The 18,074-nt window shown below is 55.9% G+C and carries 17 protein-coding genes, 1 tRNA gene and 1 pseudogene; 7 read left to right on the forward strand and 12 right to left on the reverse strand.

Annotation, left to right across the window (positions count from 1 at the left end; genetic code table 11):
- Positions 1–132 precede the first annotated feature (132 nt).
- Both BXY66_RS20760 and BXY66_RS12270 read left to right on the forward strand, forming a co-directional pair.
- A pseudogene (locus BXY66_RS20760) lies at positions 133–507 on the forward strand (MobA/MobL family protein); the annotation flags it as partial.
- Positions 508–682: 175 nt separating this feature from the next.
- A complete protein-coding gene (locus BXY66_RS12270) occupies positions 683–1,000 on the forward strand; it encodes a hypothetical protein (RefSeq protein ID WP_132860538.1) in 318 nt (105 codons plus the stop codon).
- Between the two features lie 186 nt (positions 1,001–1,186).
- On the opposite strand, the gene BXY66_RS20690 is transcribed toward BXY66_RS12270, so the two are convergent.
- Positions 1,187–1,384, reverse strand: a complete 198-nt coding sequence (locus tag BXY66_RS20690; RefSeq protein WP_132860539.1) for a helix-turn-helix transcriptional regulator — start codon at positions 1,382–1,384, stop codon at positions 1,187–1,189.
- A gap of 626 nt (positions 1,385–2,010) precedes the next feature.
- Here BXY66_RS20690 and BXY66_RS12280 point away from each other — a divergent pair.
- The gene (locus tag BXY66_RS12280; protein WP_132860540.1) at positions 2,011–3,351 is read left to right on the forward strand and encodes an HD domain-containing protein; all 1,341 of its coding nucleotides are present in this window, start codon (positions 2,011–2,013) and stop codon (positions 3,349–3,351) included.
- Positions 3,338–4,555, forward strand: a complete 1,218-nt coding sequence (locus BXY66_RS12285) for a hypothetical protein (protein WP_165929174.1) — start codon at positions 3,338–3,340, stop codon at positions 4,553–4,555. Before BXY66_RS12280 ends, BXY66_RS12285 begins: the two co-directional genes overlap by 14 nt.
- 175 nt (positions 4,556–4,730) lie before the next feature.
- Here the strand turns inward: BXY66_RS12285 and BXY66_RS12290 are convergent.
- From BXY66_RS12290 to BXY66_RS12320, 7 genes are all read right to left on the reverse strand, one after another.
- Positions 4,731–4,805 (reverse strand) — tRNA-Phe (locus BXY66_RS12290).
- Between the two features lie 80 nt (positions 4,806–4,885).
- Positions 4,886–5,068 carry a DNA gyrase inhibitor YacG gene (locus tag BXY66_RS12295; protein ID WP_132860542.1) on the reverse strand — a complete coding sequence of 61 codons (183 nt, stop codon included), beginning with the start codon at positions 5,066–5,068 and terminating at the stop codon, positions 4,886–4,888.
- Complete coding sequence (locus tag BXY66_RS12300) at positions 5,065–6,087, reverse strand: ribonuclease E/G (protein WP_132860543.1); 1,023 nt, start codon at positions 6,085–6,087, stop codon at positions 5,065–5,067. Before BXY66_RS12300 ends, BXY66_RS12295 begins: the two co-directional genes overlap by 4 nt.
- Positions 6,088–6,097: 10 nt before the next feature.
- Positions 6,098–6,670, reverse strand: a complete 573-nt coding sequence (locus BXY66_RS12305) for a Maf family protein (RefSeq protein WP_132860544.1) — start codon at positions 6,668–6,670, stop codon at positions 6,098–6,100.
- Positions 6,671–6,701: 31 nt separating this feature from the next.
- Positions 6,702–6,920 carry a translation initiation factor IF-1 gene (infA, locus tag BXY66_RS12310; protein WP_007205486.1) on the reverse strand — a complete coding sequence of 73 codons (219 nt, stop codon included), beginning with the start codon at positions 6,918–6,920 and terminating at the stop codon, positions 6,702–6,704.
- A gap of 138 nt (positions 6,921–7,058) precedes the next feature.
- The gene (locus tag BXY66_RS12315; RefSeq protein ID WP_132860545.1) at positions 7,059–7,517 is read right to left on the reverse strand and encodes an arsenate-mycothiol transferase ArsC; all 459 of its coding nucleotides are present in this window, start codon (positions 7,515–7,517) and stop codon (positions 7,059–7,061) included.
- Positions 7,518–7,521: 4 nt separating this feature from the next.
- Positions 7,522–8,001 carry a UPF0262 family protein gene (locus BXY66_RS12320; protein ID WP_132860546.1) on the reverse strand — a complete coding sequence of 160 codons (480 nt, stop codon included), beginning with the start codon at positions 7,999–8,001 and terminating at the stop codon, positions 7,522–7,524.
- Positions 8,002–8,141: 140 nt separating this feature from the next.
- Between BXY66_RS12320 and BXY66_RS12325 the strand changes: the two genes are divergently transcribed.
- The 3 genes from BXY66_RS12325 to BXY66_RS12335 all read left to right on the forward strand — a co-directional run bounded on the left by BXY66_RS12325 (position 8,142) and on the right by BXY66_RS12335 (position 12,957).
- Positions 8,142–8,909, forward strand: a complete 768-nt coding sequence (locus tag BXY66_RS12325) for an SDR family oxidoreductase (protein ID WP_132860547.1) — start codon at positions 8,142–8,144, stop codon at positions 8,907–8,909.
- A 136-nt stretch (positions 8,910–9,045) separates the two neighbouring features.
- Positions 9,046–10,857 (forward strand): methyl-accepting chemotaxis protein, encoded by a 1,812-nt coding sequence (locus BXY66_RS12330; RefSeq protein WP_132860548.1) that lies wholly within the window; start codon positions 9,046–9,048, stop codon positions 10,855–10,857.
- 279 nt (positions 10,858–11,136) lie between these two features.
- A complete protein-coding gene (locus BXY66_RS12335) occupies positions 11,137–12,957 on the forward strand; it encodes a methyl-accepting chemotaxis protein (protein WP_165929175.1) in 1,821 nt (606 codons plus the stop codon).
- A gap of 69 nt (positions 12,958–13,026) precedes the next feature.
- Here BXY66_RS12335 and BXY66_RS12340 read toward each other — a convergent pair whose 3' ends face one another.
- The 4 genes from BXY66_RS12340 to BXY66_RS12355 are packed head-to-tail and all read right to left on the reverse strand — an operon-like array spanning position 13,027 to position 18,028.
- Complete coding sequence (locus tag BXY66_RS12340) at positions 13,027–14,664, reverse strand: ABC transporter ATP-binding protein (protein WP_132860550.1); 1,638 nt, start codon at positions 14,662–14,664, stop codon at positions 13,027–13,029.
- Complete coding sequence (locus BXY66_RS12345) at positions 14,661–15,476, reverse strand: ABC transporter permease (RefSeq protein ID WP_132860551.1); 816 nt, start codon at positions 15,474–15,476, stop codon at positions 14,661–14,663. The genes BXY66_RS12340 and BXY66_RS12345 overlap by 4 nt, the downstream gene beginning before the upstream one ends.
- Positions 15,477–15,486: 10 nt before the next feature.
- On the reverse strand, positions 15,487–16,443 hold the full coding sequence (locus BXY66_RS12350; protein WP_132861065.1) for an ABC transporter permease: 957 nt from the start codon (positions 16,441–16,443) through the stop codon (positions 15,487–15,489).
- 1 nt (position 16,444) lies between these two features.
- On the reverse strand, positions 16,445–18,028 hold the full coding sequence (locus tag BXY66_RS12355) for an ABC transporter substrate-binding protein (protein WP_132860552.1): 1,584 nt from the start codon (positions 18,026–18,028) through the stop codon (positions 16,445–16,447).
- Positions 18,029–18,074 lie beyond the last annotated feature (46 nt).

An 18,074-nucleotide genomic window follows, 5' to 3' on the forward strand; every position in this document is an offset into this window, starting at 1 on the left:
CGCACGACTGAATCCCGGGCGGCAAAGCCGGGTCAAACTGCAGCCCACTTACGCTATATCGCTCGGCCGCAGGCTGCTCGCATTGTGATCCAAGAACGACTTGCGGGCGGCACCAGATGTAAGACGGCCGCAATGGCGGAGAAAGAAGCTCAGAAGCGAAAGGGGCGTGTCTGTGAGCGATTTGTCGTTGAGCTCCCGGTGGAGGCTACAAAGAAGCAGAGAGAGGCTTTGGCAAGCGCATTTGCTGAACGGCTGTCCAAAGGCGTCGCCGGGTATGTTGTGGCAATTCACGACCAGCATGGCAACGACATCAGGAACCCTTACGCCCATTTCGTTTTCTTCGATGTGCAGAAGAAAACCGGCGGTCGCGGCAGGCCAAGGAGCACGCTTGGCCTTGCCAGAAAGAATGCAATCGAAAACGCAGCGCAGCTTTGGGCGAAACTTCACAATGCGCAGATGCGCGACTGGGGGTTCGACGAGAAAAGCGAGATTAGCCATCTGTCCTACGCTGATCGAGCCATCGACAAAATTCCTACCATCCACGAAGGCGCCAGTGCCCGCGCAACTCCCAAGTCCCAGAAAACCCGCAAAGAGAAATGGAAGCACATTGACCAAGGCCACACACGCGCCGAGGCAAACGCCGTCATAAGAGAAATCAACCAACTGAAAAAGGAGCAGAAAAATGCAGGAACACTTCGACTGGGAACAGGCAATGGAAACAACAAGGCGCAGCGCAGCGGCAGCGTCGCAGAACAGCGAGAACGCGGTGGCGGGCATGTCGAAGCTGCTCCGCGCAATCGACCGCCATTCAAGCAATCTGGCCGACCTGTCCAAGCGCATCGACAAAGCGGTGGACCTGCAGGCCCAGCAAATCGCCGGCTCCAAAGCTGTCCTCAACCGCACCCAAGCCGACAACCACCGTTCCTGGCGACCAATCGCCTTGGGCTACCTCGCCATCTTTGTAGGCGGCGTAGTATTCGGCGGAAATATAGTGAGCTAATAATCCTCCGTGACACCTTGAAGGCAAAGTTTTTGCTTCGAGAGATGCAACGCAGTATGCGCCCAGATGCGCCCTATAAAGAAGTCCATCACTCAGAAACGACGAAGCCCCGCCAGAGCGGGGCAGAGCGTTGAGTTTAGGGAGCGGGTGGACGGTGGCCATTCCGCTGGCAGGACTGGATTATTCCTATAGGCTTCCTTCCGCCGCGACGATTTTGTTGAGGTCCGACACGCGCCAGCGAGAAGAACCACCGCGCTTTTCTGGCTTAGGAAAATCACCGCGTTTGATATCTCTGTAGATACTGGCCCGAGACCGGCACAGGGTCGCGCATACTGTTTTGATATCTACAAATCGGTCGACAATGAGTTGGTTTTGGATAGTCATAGCGTTCCTTAAATGGTCGTTCGGAAGCTATGTTTTCTTTTTCTCCAAAAACCGAATACCTCAGAAGCATTTTTTTGAATTTTTTTCTGGTGCCATCGCTTCATCTCTCCGTTTCATAGTATTGGTATAGGCGAGATTTTTTGTGCGACAACCCACCTTGAAAAAACCAGGTCAAGTGAGACAGAACTTTCGTCGGCCAGAGAGAGAAACCGCACAACGCTACCTGTCCAGAAGAAAAGCCAGACTAAATGTCGCGGCAAATACTAACGAGCTACCAGAACACTGTGTTGTTGACGGTTTTGAGATCAATCAGGTTGGCGTTGGCGTATTCGTGGGCTGGTCATTTGGGGACCCTAATTTTCAAGGACCACCTTGCATTGATATGAAACTTCATATCCGAAGGGCTGATTGAAAATCAGTCTCCAACTGCTCGCATGAACCACATGAATATTGGTTCTGCGCAAAAGCACCCGCTTCAGTTGAATCCATATCCATGCTCTATTGCCAGAAAGGCTGATATGAGAGGCGATTCTGTGAGCAATTTCAAAGAGACCTTGATTTGAAAGGCCGCGTTAAAAAGTGAGCAGGCCAAAGAGCACCAATCTTCCGTTGATACTCTCATTGGCGTGCTCGACAAGGCCAGGGAAAATGCCCGAACCCTCGTATCAGAGATCGCCATAGATCTTCCTGGATACACCGTTCACGACATCGAACACCTTGATGCTCTGTGGGAAATAGGCAGCCAAATCGTCGGGCAAGATTTTCGCATCAACCCGGTTGAAGGGTTTGTCTTAGGTTGCAGCTTTCTAATCCACGATGCTGCAATGACGATGGCCGCCTATCCGGGTGGATTGGCAGAGATAAAGGCCTCACGGGAATGGAAGCGCATCTCTGGCAGAATGAAGGCTTCCCAAAATGGAAACCCAGATGAAGCGGCGATAATTGAAGTGTTTTTGCGTGAACAGCATGCCGTTCGAGCAGAGAAATTACCCAAAATATCCTGGAAAGGCGACGTTGGCCCGCGTTTCTTGATAGAAGACGCAGATTCCAGGGAGAAATTTGGTGATTTCATTGGCCAAGTTGCCGCTTCTCATTGGTGGGACCATTCGAAACTGGAAAGCCAGTTGCTGGACAAGACTATTCCAGCACCCGCTCCATTCCCAAGCAGCTGGTCAATTGATCTCTTGAGCCTTGCTTGTGTGCTTCGGTCTGCGGACGCGTCTCAGATTGATGAGCGAAGAGCCCCAAGCTTCCTTCGAGCACTGCGCCGCAATCGCTTGTCTGAGTATTCAGCACAGCATTGGACCTTCCAGATTAGACTCACTCAGGCACAGCGCCGGCACGACACGCTGTACTTTGCGGCGTTCCGCCCTTTCACAAAGGCGGAAGCAAAAGAGTGGTGGATGCTGCATGATACACTCAAGATGGTGGATGGCGAGCTACGTAAGACAGACGATTTGCTTGCAAGATGCCGAGGTCAAGAGGCTCGATTTTCCGCTCGAAGAGTGGCCAATATCGAAGCCCCAGATAACCTAAGAACCTGCATACCGACTGACGGATGGCAACCCGTCGACACAGCATTTTCCATCTCAGATATACCTCGCTTAGTTGAAAACTTGGGTGGAGAACAACTGTATGGCCGGGACAAAATGGCAGCGATACGAGAGGTCATACAGAACGCTATGGATGCGGGACGCATCCGTAGGCTTGTCGATCCTCAAGCGCCAAGTCCGAAGGTTGAAGTCGAGCTATTGCAAGAAGACTCTTCTACCGTTCTCATCATCAGGGATAATGGCATCGGGATGTCAGAAGGTGCGATAGTTGGGAACCTTTTGTCTTTTGGAACAAGCGGCTGGCTTTCTGACACCGCCATAGGTGAATACAATCAAGCATTCCCCGATAAATTCTCAGTTTCTGGGCAGTTTGGGATTGGCTTCTTCTCCGTTTTTATGCTTGGAAAAAATTGACATCAAGTCCCGCAGGTTTGATGCCAGCCCGGATGAAACAGTCATCCTGTCATTCCCTGAAGGCCTAAAAATGCGCCCGCTTCTTTGTGGAGCCGAATACTCAGAACGCATGACGTCTGGCGGAACAGAGATCCGCATTCTCCTTGATACCGATGACCATCGGAGCAACTACTATCCAATGTCAGGCAAGCGCGGACGCGGAGGGCTCGGGAAAGTTAACTACAATTCACTTACAGAAGCTATTTCCACTCACTTCCCAACTTCGGATGTGCCGGTTCTGGTTCGCGCCAATGACAAAACCTTTCTAAATGATGGTAGCAATTGGCAAGAGGAACCCGCTTCAACGTTGCTGCAAAGGATAGAGGGAGACATGTATCCTGGCGAGGAAGGGCGCTTGTATGAAAGGACGCTCTCCTTGGTCAAAGAAGAAGACGGGACGGTTGTTGGAAGAGCATCTTTCTACCCTGACCGTCTCTCTGGAAGGATCCTTACAAGGAAAAACGAAGTCGAGGGTGTCATCACTGCAAAAGGAGCCAAAGTCTGTATTGGAAACTTTCGTGGTATCCTTCTGGGCTCTCCTGTAAGGGCTGCAAGAGACGCCGCAGTTCCTTATGCTTCTCCTCAAGCACTGAAAAACTGGGCCAGCGAACAGGCGAGGCTCATTTTTGACCAAAACCCAAGCGGGGAAGACCAGCTCGATATTGCGGCGCAAGTAGCATCACTTGGAGGCGACATCGGGAATTTGAAATTCTGCGAGGTGGGTGGTGAGTTCTTGAACAGGTCCGAGCTACGTGAATTTCTCAAAGGCAGAGACGACATTTTGGTTGCTCATGATGCTGGTGTCTATCTTGCGGGTTCCCCCGAAATTTCACCAAGAAGAACCGAGTCCTGTATCTCAGTTGCACATGGCTTGCGGACGCTAATTCCCACCATGCACTGGCGGCCCCGAACGCGCTCTAATTTCCTTGGCATTCCACTACACCGAATCGCAAACACTATTGTGGCAGAGGAATTCGAAATCGATCCATCGATCATCCAAAAGATGACCAAGGTAGAAGATGGAAAACACGTATACGAGGCGTTCTCCCCCGCTTGGGTTCGTTCGAACGGAACACTCATCAAGGTTAGTGGTGAGTTCTACAAACGAGGCATGACACTGGAGGACGTTGATGAATTCTTCGTCCCCGAGGAAAAGAGAGAATGACCTACCGTATCGACCCGGAGTTCTAAAAATGCCGCTCGATTTGGCAGACCTTCTTTTGTGGACATCTCCAGGGACTGCATTAGGGTAATAGCAGTCCCGGTGCAGTCCGGGGCAACAAACCAACGAGGTGCAACACTGGCCAAGCCGTCAATGTATTGATTTTCTTCTATAAAAATGGTGCCCGGGGGCGGAATCGAACCACCGACACGAGGATTTTCAATCCACTGCTCTACCCCTGAGCTACCCGGGCACGGGTGAACGTTCAACGTTCGGGTTGCGGCGTTCTATGTCACGCATGGCATGGTGTCCAGAGGGATTCGCGAAAAAAATTCAGTGCAGGCGCGAGGCCTGCTGTTCCAGTTCTTCCATAGCTTCAACTGCCTCTTCGGGATCTTCTGACGGTACCGCATAGTCCCCGCCAAACCACTTGCCGAGATCGATATCCGCACAACGTTTTGAGCAGAAAGGACGATAGCGTTCCACGGTCTCTTTCTTGCAAATCGGACAACTCATTTCAGCAACCCCCGAAGTTCCTGGCGGGCATTTTTTCTCTGTAATTCATAGTGTCCCAATGGGGTCCAGCCCACCAGCGTCGTATCTATGGTGTCCCGCTTAAACGCGGCCCGCAGAGCGCTTTCAAATCCACGCCGGTCTTTCTTGGGCATAGGGGCGAGATCAAGTACGACTTGCCCCCCGAGACCCCGCACCCGCAGTGCGCGCGGCAAAGCTTTTGCCGCGGCGAAGTTTGCTTTGGTACCCGCCGCCGCCGAGGTGTCTCCGCCCGTGTTCACATCCACAGCCACAAGCGCGCGCGTGGGTTCGACAAACAGGCTCGCCCCCCCTTCCAAGGCAACGCGGATTCCTTGCACGTCTTCCAGTGCGTCCAGCACGCCATGTGTCTCAAAACTGCCTTCTTCGGTCACCACCTCCGCGGGATCGGACCAGTCGCGCCACGCAGCGACATGTGGGCCGTCTCCGTCGATCAACTTTTCCGCAGGCCCTTCAGCATCGGCCAGAACCTGCTCTGCCAAATCCAGCATGTTGTTGATGTCTTCACCAATCTCGTCCGCCCCTGCGCCGTCACAGGCGGAACGCAGGATCAGCCCCATTCCGGCTTCCCCGGCCACCTCGTGCGCAATTGCCAAAATTCGGTCCCGCTCGTCATCCTCGCGGATAGACCGGCTCAGATTGATGCCGGGGGCCTCTGGGGTCACAATCACATACCTGCTTTTGAAAAGCACCTTCTGCGTAACCGGGATCGCCTTGCCCGGTTCGGCGTACCCCGTCACCTGGACCAGCATCACGTCGCCCGGCGCAAGCCCCTTGACCTGACGCAGGAATACATTGCCATCAGGCGTCTTGAGGAACATGCCCCCTTGCCCTTTGACAGGCCGGTCCGCCACCGCGCGGTAAATCGTGCCGGGTCGTGGCGCGTCACCGTCAATCAACAAGTCATCAAGCTGGCCATCCACCATCAGGGCCGCGGCCTCGCGCCCGTTGATGTGGTCGAGAATGATCTGACGTCCCTTCATCGGGTCCCTTTCAATCGCTATAAAGCGGATATCCTGCGGCCTGTAGCAGGTTGGCAGTCTCTGCCACCGGTAGGCCCACAATGCCCGTGAATGATCCGGAAATCCATGGAATGAAGGCGCCGGCTGGCCCTTGAATGGCATAGCCGCCTGCCTTGCCTTCCCAATCTCCGGCTGCGAGATACGCGTTCACTTCGGCATTGGAGAGCCGTTTCATCTTGACGATGCTCTCCACATCCTTTTCCCACAACCGGTCGCCTTTGCGGACGACAACAGCGGTCACGACGCGATGGCGTCGGCCGGACAAAGCGATCAAGAACTCTGCGGCTTCACTTGCGTCGCGCGGCTTGCCCAAAATACGCCGTCCAAGCGCAACGGTCGTATCCGCGCACAGCACAATGTCGTCTGGCGCCGCCTCTACGGCAAGCGCCTTCTCATGTGCAATCCGCCGACAATACGGCCGGGGCAACTCACCTTTGTGGGGATCTTCGTTGATATCGGGCGGGCGGATATCATCCGCCACCACACCCAGTTGTGCCAGCAATTCCCGGCGGCGCGGGCTGCCGGAGCCGAGGATCAATTTCATCCTAAGCCTCGCATTCGCCCGCGCGGAGCGCTTACTTGAAGCGGTAGTTGATCCGACCTTTGGTCAGATCGTAGGGGGTCATCTCCACCTGAACTTTGTCGCCAGCCAGAACGCGGATGCGGTTTTTGCGCATCTTGCCTGCCGTGTGTGCGATGATCTCATGGCCGTTTTCCAGCTCGACCCGAAATGTCGCATTGGGCAGGAGTTCCTTCACGACGCCGGGAAATTCGAGCAGTTCTTCCTTGGCCATGGTCTCTCCTTCACATTGCACCCGCTCGCCGCGGGCTGCCCCTAAATGGGACCAAAAGGGCCGACATACAAGGGGATTCTCCGGCCGGGCGCGCAAATGTGACATGCCCGTCACGCAGAGTTCGGCGGAAACTGGCTGTTATCCCCAGCGCGCCTTCAGGTGGTTCACGATGTCATCCCGTGACCCGCGATAGGCTTCTAGCCGAGCCTCGCGTCCGTCACCGGCACCTGTAGGGTCGGCAATCGGCCAGAATTCCAGCTCTGTATGGTAATACTGCGTCAAGCGCTCGGCTTCCGCCTTGCTCGCAGGCGTCAGCGCCACCACTAGGTCAAACGACGACAACTGATCGCCTCGTTTTTCCATCTCGTCAAAACTTCGGGACTGATGCCGCGACAGCTCTACGCCGATTTCCTCACAAACCGCGATGGCGAACCCGTCGATTTCCAGATCGGAATGGATGCCTGCGGACTGCACATAAACATCGGTGCCGTAAAGCTTCTTCATAATGCCCTCAGCCATAGGCGAGCGCACGGAATTCTGGTCGCAACAAAAGAGGATCGACTGTGGCAGCGCCTTAAAGGGGGTTCCGTCCTCCATGGCGTCAGCCCCCGAAATGCAACACACAGATCAGCGTGAACAACCGCCGCGCCGTGTCATTGTCAATCTCGGCCTTTCCTTCAAGCCTTTCCTGAAGCACACGCGCGCCTTCATTGTGAATTCCGCGGCGGGCCATATCGATGGTTTCGATCTGGCTGGGTGGCAGGTTTTTCACCGCGTCAAAGTAACTCTCACAGATGGCCCAGTAGTCTTTTACGACTTGCCGGAACGGAGAAAGGCTCAAGTGGAATTCAGCCGCCTTGTCACCTTCGTTAACCGCAATTTCAAAAACCAGCCGCTTGTCACGGATCGATAAATCCAGCGCATAAGGCCCGTCCGGCACTTCTCTGTCGTCCCGCTTGGGAAGATCAAAAGTGTTCTCCTCAAGAAGGTCAAACACGGCAACCTTGCGTTCCTGATCGATCTCCGGAGTCGGAGGCGGAAGGTTGCTGTCATCGATCTCGATGCGGGCGATATAGGACATGGCTGTCTCGTTGGAAGGTTTTGCAATGCAGCATTGCTATCCCAGCCGCGCGTTTGTCGCAATCCCGTGACACTACGGCGGCGGTTGACTTCACCAAGACTTGTCGCAATCTCGGTTCACCGACACAGCGAGTGGTGCCCATGCCAGACCTTCTCCCATTTGACCTCACGGGTCAGCACGCCCTTATCACCGGAAGCTCGGACGGATTGGGCAAAGCCGCGGCGGAACTCTTGGCGCGTGCAGGCGCACACGTTTGGATAAACGGTCGCGATGAAAGCCGGTGCTTCAAGGTCGCAGGCGAAATCGAAGACAACGCCGGCATTGCAACAGCACTACCTTTCGACGTCTCCGACGAGGTGGCGGTTGCCGCCGCGTTTGAAAAGCTTGCCAAGGCCGGAGGTCTGTCGATCCTTGTAAACAACGTCGGCATGCGGGATCGCCGAACTTTACAAGAGTTCTCTCGCGAAGACTTGCAGCGGCTTTTTGATGTCGACCTCGTTTCTCCGTTCCGCTTGGCACAGCGCGCCGCGACACAAATGACGGCAAAAGGCTATGGGCGCATCGTCAACGTTTCTTCCATCGCAGGCCTCATCGCGCAGCCGGGCGATGCAGCCTATACTTCCGCCAAGGCCGGCATAAACGGAATGACGAAAGCACTCGCCGCGGAACTTGGTGCGCAAGGGGTCTGCGTGAATGCCATCGCGCCAGGCTTTTTTAAAACTGCTCCCAACGCGGAGGCCGCAGAGAACCCTGACATCGCAGAAAAGCTGCGCAACGCGACCGCACTTGGTCGTTGGGGAGAGCCAGAGGAGTTGGCCCCAGCGATTCTTTTCCTCGCGTCACCCGCTGCCAGTTACATGACAGGACAGGTGCTCGCAGTGGATGGCGGCTACACCAGTCACTACTAAAACGGGAAATTTCCGCGCATCCAATCATTTCATTTAATGAATTAATTCTCGATAAAGCATTTCCGCTCAGAGAAGGGAAATCCATACCGACTCAGCTTCCCCAAAGCTGATTCCCGACTCGCGGAGAATTTAACAAGTGAAACGCATCTTCAGCCTTAGCATCGCAACCAAAGTCTACCTGCTGATCGGCTTCTTCCTCGCCGTGATGTGGGGAATGTCCATGGTCACAATCAACAGTGTCGAAGACAACTCCTACAAACTGCGCGAGGCGCACGTACGGGACGTTGTTTCAAGCACAGTCAGCCAGCTCGAAGCCCTGCAGCAGTTGGTCGATGAAGGTATTCTTTCCCTCGAAGAAGCCAAGAAACAGGGCTCCTTCCTGCTCGGAAGCGTCCGCTACGAAGGCGACTCCGGGTATATTTTTGCGTCCGACTATCAGGGCCGCATTCAGGCGCACCCTCGCCCCGACCTGATGGGGTCAAACCAATGGAACCTGCAAGACCCCAACGGCCAGTACATCTATCGCGACCTGATCGACGTCGCAAAGCAGGGTGGCGGAAGCTACTACTACATCTGGGAACTGGAAAACGACGACGGCATAATGGTGGACAGCCCGAAACTGTCCTACGCCCTGCCTTTCGAACCGTGGGGCTGGATGGTCGGCACCGGCACATTTGTAAACGATATCGAAGCCATGACCGGTGAAATGCGTGCTGAAATCCGCAACATGATCATTCTTGCGATGGTGGTGACCACGTTGCTTGGCACGCTTGTTGCCTTCTCGGTGTCCCGACCTGTCAATCGGCTGCGGGATCGCATGCAGGGTCTTGGCAAGGGCGAGTTTGACGAACCTGTGCCATACACCGACGGTCACAACGAAGTGGCGCATATGGCGCAAAGCATTGAAGTCTTCCGCGAAGCCCTCGCGCAGAAGGCCGAAATCGAAGCCCGCGAAGAAGCCGTTCGCGCCGAACGTGCGGCCGACGCCAAAATGCAACAAGACGTCGTGAACGACCTTGCTGCGGGCCTCAACCACCTCGCATCCGGCAACCTCGACGCCCGTATCGAGCATCAGTATGCAGGGGCCTACGAAGTTCTGCGCAAGGACTACAACAAAACCGTCGACGCCCTGCGCGGACTGATCGGAGACATCGTTACCGTTAGCCAGGAAATCGACGCACGCAGCCGCGGAATCCATAGCTCCGCTCAACGTGTGGCCCAAAGCTCCGAAGTGACCACATCAACACTGGAACAGACCGCAGCCGCGCTCGAAGACCTGACCGCTACCGTATCGCGTGCAGCAGACAGCGCGGAAGAGGTCAACGGCATCGTAGAAGGCGCGGCCAGCAGCGCCGCATCCAGCGGCGACGTCGTTGATCAGGCCGTCAGCGCCATGAACGCGATCGAGACCTCGTCGACAAGCATTGCCAATATTACCAATGTGATCGACGACATTGCCTTCCAGACCAATCTTCTGGCCCTGAATGCAGGGGTCGAAGCGGCTCGCGCCGGTGAAAGCGGTCAAGGCTTTGCCGTCGTGGCCTCAGAAGTGCGCGCGCTTGCAGGCCGGGCATCCGAAGCTGCAAGCGAGATCAAGAACCTGATCAAGGCTAGCGGCGAAGAGGTCGGTCGCGGATCAAGACTGGTGGATGATGCAGGTGAGGCGCTTGGCGGCATCGCCAAGTCAGTTGGACAAATAACGGAACACGTCGCCAACATCACAAGCGGAACACGTGAGCAATATCTAAGCCTCAGCGAAATCAACGAGGCGATTGCCGAGCTCGACCGCTCGACCCAACAGAACACCGCAATGTTCCAAGGGACACTTGGTGACAGCGAAGTGCTGACGCAAAAAGCCCGGGAACTTGCCACCCGCGTGCAACACTTCAAGATCGGCGACGCCAAAAGCACCAAGCGGCCAGGTTTCAACTCACGCCGCGCCGCGTGACCTTGTCGCCTCGCCCCTTCACGTTCAAAAAGAGCCCGCTTTGCCGCGGGCTCTTTTCTTTGATCACGCCCTGAAACTCAACTTGCCAATGCGATGTTCCCTGAGCGCAGAACTCGTCGTTCGGTCGCGGATTCGCATGACATTCAAGCCGTTTTTGGATGCACCGGCATTGCCGGTAGGAAACCCAACTTAACTATCCGGCAAGAATTGTTTGTCACTAGAGGCCCAAGACCGGATTCGTTGCCCCAGCGGCAACCAGTGTTTTGGAGACCACTATCCATGTTACAAAAGCTATTCAGCTTCCGCATCGCCACCAAGATCTATGCGCTGATTGCCACGTTCCTTCTGCTGGCCATGGCCGCAACGTGGGTGATCCTGACTCAGGTGGACCGTAACGCCTACACCATGCGCGAGGCTCACATTCGCGATATTGTCAGCACCACCGTCAGCCAGCTTGATGCGCTTAACAAACGAGTAGAAGCCGGTGAAATGACGTTGGAAGAGGCCAAAGCCGAAGGCGCGTTTGTGCTCGGCGCCGTCCGCTATGACGGTGTATCCGGATATATGTTTGCTTCTGACTACGAAGCCAAAGTTGTGGCCCACCCACGCCCTGACTTGATGGGCAAAAGCCAATGGAACCTTCAGGACCCGAATGGCAATTACCTGTTCCGTGACATGATCGAGATTGCCAAACAAGGCGGCGGCACCCACTACTATCTCTGGCAGAACGGGACCGTAGATGATGAACCGGTTTTCGACACCAAACTGTCTTATGCACTGCCGTTTGAGCCGTGGGGCTGGATGATTGGTACAGGCGCTTTTGTCGACGATATCGAAGCCATGAACGCTGATCTCCGCATGACAATTGGCAAGGTTATTCTCGCCGGTCTGGCTTTTGTTCTTCTGCTTGGCGGATTGGTTGCGCGTAGCGTCAGCCGTCCGGTCAACCGTCTTCAGGCGCGTATGCAGGGTCTCGCCGACGGCGATTTCGAAGCAGAGGTGCCATACACTGGCGGCCGCACGGAAATCGCAAGCATGGCCAAAAGCATCACCACTTTCCGCGACGCTCTCAAAAACAAGGCCGAGGTCGAAGCCCGCGAAGAGACTGCCCGCGCCGAGCGCGATGCGCAGGCCAAACTGCAACAGGAAGTGGTCGCGGACCTGGCCGAAGGCCTCAACCACGTTGCGAGTGGCGATCTGAATGCTCGCATCGAGAAAGAGTACACCGGCGCCTACGAGGTGCTACGGCAGGACTACAACAAAACCATCGACACTCTGCGGAGCCTCATTGGTGATATCATTGGTGTCAGCAAGGAAATCGATACCCGCAGCCGCGGAATTCACAGTTCCGCTCAGCGTGTCGCAGAAAGCTCCGAAGTCACCGCCACCACTCTGGAACAGACGTCCGCAGCACTCGAAGACCTGACGGCTACGGTTTCGCGTGCGGCCGACAGCGCCGAAGAGGTCAATGGTATCGTTGCCGGAGCTTCGGCCAGTGCCAAATCCAGTGGCGAAGTTGTCGAACAGGCGGTCGATGCCATGAGCGCAATCGAAAACTCTTCGACCTCGATCGCAAATATCACCGGTGTGATTGACGACATTGCCTTCCAGACGAACCTTCTGGCTCTGAACGCAGGTGTCGAAGCCGCCCGCGCTGGCGAAAGCGGTCAGGGGTTCGCGGTTGTGGCTTCCGAAGTGCGCGCGCTGGCCGGTCGTGCATCTGAGGCCGCCAGCGAAATCAAGCAGCTGATCAAAACGAGCGGTGAAGAAGTGTCGCGAGGTGGCAAGTTGGTGGATGGCGCCGGCGAGGCCCTCGGCGAGATCGCTGAATCTGTGTCCCAGATCACAAGCCACGTTGCAAACATCACGTCTGGCACGCGGGAACAATCCATGAGCCTGACCGAAATCAACGAGGCAGTGGCCGAACTGGACCGCTCCAGCCAGCAAAACACCGCAATGTTCCAAGACACGCTGCGGGATTCCGAAGTGCTGACACAAAAGGCACAGGAATTGGCGAAACGGGTCGAGCACTTCACTCTGGCCGCCGAAAAAGAAGCCCCGAAGGGCGGACAAACATTCAATTCGCGTCGTGCCGCCTGATTTTCCGTCAGGCGAACGCAAAGGGCCGGCTCTCAGGAGCCGGCCCTTTTTTGATTGGCAAAGGCGGGATCAGTTTCCTGCGCTCTCCATTTTTCGGTTGGCGATCACATCTTCCAGCCAGCCGAGTTTCATCTCTGGTACAGAGCTCAGCAACAAGTCGGTATAGTCGTCAAACGGCGGACTTAGCACATCTGTCTTGCCGCCATAGCGAACCACTTCGCCCTGATACATCACCGCAATGCTGTCCGCGATGGCCTTAACCGTCGCCAAATCGTGGGTGATGAACAGATAGGCCACATCCTCGATTTTCTGTAGATCAAGCAACAGTTTCAGAATGCCGTCCGCCACGAGAGGGTCGAGTGCAGAAGTCACTTCGTCGCAAATAATCAGCTTGGGCTTTGCAGCCAGCGCACGCGCAATGCACACACGCTGCTTTTGCCCGCCGGACAGTTCTGCCGGATAGCGATCGATAAACTCGACCCCCATCTCGATCTCGTCCAACAATTCGATTATCCGCTTGCGCTTCTCCACGCCTTTGAGGCCGAAATACAGCTCCAGCGGCCGGCCGATGATCGTCCCTACCGTCTGGCGCGGGTTCATCGCCGTGTCCGCCATCTGATAGATCATCTGCAATTCACGCAGGTCTTCGTTGCTTCGTCCGGCAAGATCATTGGAAAGATCCCGACCTGCGAAGTGTATGCGGCCTTGCTTTTGCGGCAACAAACCCGTGATCACCCGCGCCAGCGTCGATTTGCCAGATCCACTCTCGCCGACGACCGCCAGAGTCTGACCCGGGTGCAGCTCGACATTGATGTTTTTGAGAACATCAAAGTTCGTACCCTTGTAACGCGCGGTGATGTTCTGGACCTTCAAGACCGGCTCAGGCGTCGGCTCCTTTTCCTCATGGGTGATCGAGCGCACAGAGACCAGAGCCTGCGTGTACTCCTCCTGAGGGTTGTTGATAATCTGGTCAACCGACCCGTACTCGACCATGTCGCCCATTTTCAGAACCAGAATATCGTCGCTCACCTGAGCAACGACGGCAAGGTCGTGGGTGATATAGAGCGCGGCAACACCGGTGTCCCGAATGGCTTCCTTGATGGCCATAAGAACATCGATCTGCGTGGTCACATCCAGCGCCGTTGTCGGTTCGTCAAATACAACCAGATCAGGCTCCGGACACAATGCCAGCGCCGTCATGCACCGCTGAAGCTGACCTCCGGATACCTGGTGTGGATAACGGCTGCCAATATTTTCCGGATCAGGCAGGCCCAGCTTCCGGAAAAGTTCAACAGCGCGAGCTTCGGCTTCCTTCTTGGAGAACTTGCCCTGAAGGATCGCCGCTTCAGTGACCTGATCCATGATCTGCTTGGCAGGGTTAAAGGACGCTGCCGCCGACTGACTTACATATGTGACTTCACCTCCACGCAGGTTGCGTACGTCGCCCATACCCGATTTCAGGATGTCGCGTCCGTTGACCCAAACTTCACCACCAGTGATTTTCACACCGCCGCGGCCATAAGCCATGGATGCCAGACCGATTGTCGACTTGCCGGCACCGGACTCACCAATGAGCCCGAGCACTTTGCCCTTTTCCACCTCGAAGCTGACGCCGTGCACGATCTCGATATCATGCGGCTTTTCGCCGGGAGGATACACCGTCGCGCCGATCTTGAGGTCCTTGACTGTGAGAAGCATGTCGCTCATCCGCGGCCCCCTTTCAGCGATGTGGTGCGGTTGAGAACCCAATCCGCAACGAGGTTTACCGAGATTGCCAGCGTCGCAATGGCCACGGCCGGATAAAGCGCAGCGCCGATACCGTAAACGATACCATCCGCGTTCTCTTTCACGATGCCACCCCAATCAGCCTGCGGCGGTTGCACGCCAAGGCCAAGGAAAGACAGCGTCGACACGAACAGGACCATGAAGATAAAACGCAGCCCCATTTCCGCGACCAACGGCGAAAGCGCATTGGGCAGAATTTCTCTGAAGATAATCCAAGCCCGACCTTCTCCGCGAAGCTTCGCAGCCTCGACATAGTCCATCACGTTGATGTCCACCGCGACAGCGCGCGCCAAACGGTAAACCCGCGTGCTGTCCAGAAAGCCCATGACAAGGATCAGAACCGGTATGGTTACCGGCGTCACCGAAAGCACGACAAGCGCAAAGATGAGTGACGGGATCGACATGATAAGGTCGACAAACCGGCTCATGGCCTGATCAGCCCAACCGCCAAGAACGGCAGCCAGAAAGCCAAGCACAGACCCCGTGGTAAAGCTCAGGATCGTCGCCGCGGTTGCGATAAAGATCGTTGTGCGCCCGCCATAGATCATGCGTGAAAGGAGATCGCGACCGAGATTGTCTGTGCCCAGAAGGAACTCGGACGAAGGCGGCAGCCATACATCACGGCTGACCACTTCAGCCATGCCATATGGTGCAATCCACGGCGCAAAAATCGCAACGAAGAAGTATGCGAAGGTGAAAACGAGCCCGATCAGGGCAGCAATGGGTATTCTCATAGCTTGTCCCCTATTTCGGATGCCGCAGGCGCGGGTTGGCCACGATGGACACAATATCCGCGATCATGTTCAAACCGATGTACACGGCCGCAAAGATCAGGCCACAGGCCTGCACAACCGGAATGTCACGCTTGCTCACGTGGTCCACGAGGTATTGCCCCATGCCCGGATAGGTAAAGACCACCTCGATCACGACCACGCCAACAACCAGATAAGCCATGTTCAGCATGACAACGTTCACAATTGGCGCGATGGAATTCGGAAATGCGTGCTTCCAGATGATATTGAACATCCGCAAACCCTTGAGTTCCGCAGTTTCAATATATGCCGATTGCATCACATTGAGAATCGCGGCGCGGGTCATACGCATCATATGTGCCAGTACAACAAGCGTCAGAACCGCAACAGGAATGGAAATCGTGTGCAGCTTCTCGCCAAGGCTCATGGAGTCGTTGATTGTCGTCACCGAAGGCGCCCAGCGCAAACGCACGGAGATGAAGAAAATTGCCACATAGGCAATCAGGAACTCCGGAACCGAAATCGACGCCAGAGTGAATGCGGAGATCAGCTTGTCCGGCCAGCGTTCACGATACCGCACGGCAATCAGGCCGAGCAAAATCGCAAGAGGCACGGAGATCAAAGCCGCCCAGAATGCAAGGAAGAGCGTGTTGCCAAGGCGTTTGCCAATGGCGGTCGCAATGTCCTGTCCCGAAGTAAGCGCGGTTCCCAGATCACCTTGAAGCACACCACCCAGCCAGTTGAAATAGCGTTCCACAGGCGGATCGTTCAGCCCCAGATCGCGGCGCAGGTTCGCTAACGCTTCGGGGGTTGCGGACTGTCCAAGAATGGATTGGGCCACGTCACCTGGCAGAATGATCGTGCCAGCAAAGATCAGAATCGAGACGAGGAAGAGAAGAAGCAGGCCCAGCGCAATGCGCTGGACCAGTAGTCTTACGAGAAGCGGCATATCAGGCGTTGACCCACATGCGCTGTGCGGCATAGCCGTTCATCATCGAGAAGCCGGCAACACCTTCGACCCAACCGCCAAGATTGTCGGTGTAGGCGTCGATGAAGTCGTTGAACATCGGGCAGATGAGACCGCCTTCGTCGCGCAGGGTGCTGCCCATGTCGGCATACATCTGCTTGCGCTTGCCTTCATCCAGCTCCGCACGTGCAGCGATCAGTGTCTTGTCGAACTTCTCGTTGAAGAAACGAGTATCGTTCCAGTCCGCGGTAGACAGATAGGCAGTGGTGAACATCTGGTCCTGAGTCGGACGACCGCCCCAATAGCTGGTGCAGAACGGCTTGTTGTTCCACACTTCGGACCAATATCCGTCGTTTGGCTCACGTTTGATCTCAAGCTCAATGCCTGCAGCTGCCAGCGACTGCTGGAACAGGGCCGCTGCATCGGGTGCGCCCGGGAAAGAGTTGTCCGAGGTGCGCAGCAGAACCGGACCTTCGTGGCCGGACTTCTTGAAGTACTCCGCGGCTTTCTCCGGATCATACTCGCGCTGTTCCATCTCGGTGTAGAGAGGATAGGCAGCGTTGATCGGGGTGTCGTTGCCCACGGAGCCATAGCCGAACAGAACCTTGTCGACCATTTCCTGACGGTTCATGCCGTACTTAAGCGCCATCATCAGGTCGTTGTTGTCGAACGGTGCCGTATTTCTGTGTGCGATGAACACATAGTGGCCAGGACCTGCGGTCGAAGCTACGGTCACACCAGGTGCACGCGACACCAGACCGGCGGTGCGCGGCGGCACGCGGTCGATCAGGTCAACTTGGCCGGACTGAAGCGCGGCAACACGTGCGGTGTTGTCATTGATCACAACCAGTTCGATGGTTTCTGCGTGGCCCAAATCGCCCCAATAGTTCGGGTTCTTCTCAGCAACGAAACGCACACCCATGTCGATGGACTTCATGATGTACGGGCCGGTACCGATCGCCGCGTCTGGTGCGTCTTTGCCGCCACCCGGCTGGATGATCAGGTGATAGTCCGACATCAGGTAAGGCAGGTCGGCGTTGGCATTGTTCAGCTCGATGATCACGTTGCGACCTTCGGTGCGGACATCCTTGATATCGCGCAGCAGGCCCAGCGCACCGGATTTGGTGTCTTCGCCGGAGTGACGGTCAATGGTCATTGCCACGTCTTCTGCGGTCACTTCTTTGCCGTTGGAGAAGGCGATGCCCTGACGCACTGTGAAGGTCCAGGTTTTCGCATCTGCAGACGCTTCAAAGCTTTCCGCGACTTTACCCTGCAGGCCGCCATCGTCGGTGAGTTCGACGAGTGGTTCACCCCACATACGGATCAGAGCCACGGCCACGGTGTTGGTTGCCAGAGCCGGATCCATCGAGTCGGTGGTGGAACCGCCCTGCAGACCCATGCGGAAGGTGCCGCCTTTTACTGGACCAGCGGCCTTTACTGCGGTGGACAGCATGGTGGTTGCTGCCAGCGCCGATACACCCAGCGCACCTGCGCGACCGACGAACTCACGGCGGGTCATCAGGCCCGACGCGGCGCGGCGCGTAAGATACTTCAGTTGATCATTCATGGTTGTACTCCCTATTGAATTTGGTTTTTTCCAACATGCTGCGGCT

It is taken from the genome of Shimia isoporae (assembly GCF_004346865.1).
Classification (GTDB): Bacteria; Pseudomonadota; Alphaproteobacteria; order Rhodobacterales; family Rhodobacteraceae; genus Shimia; species Shimia isoporae.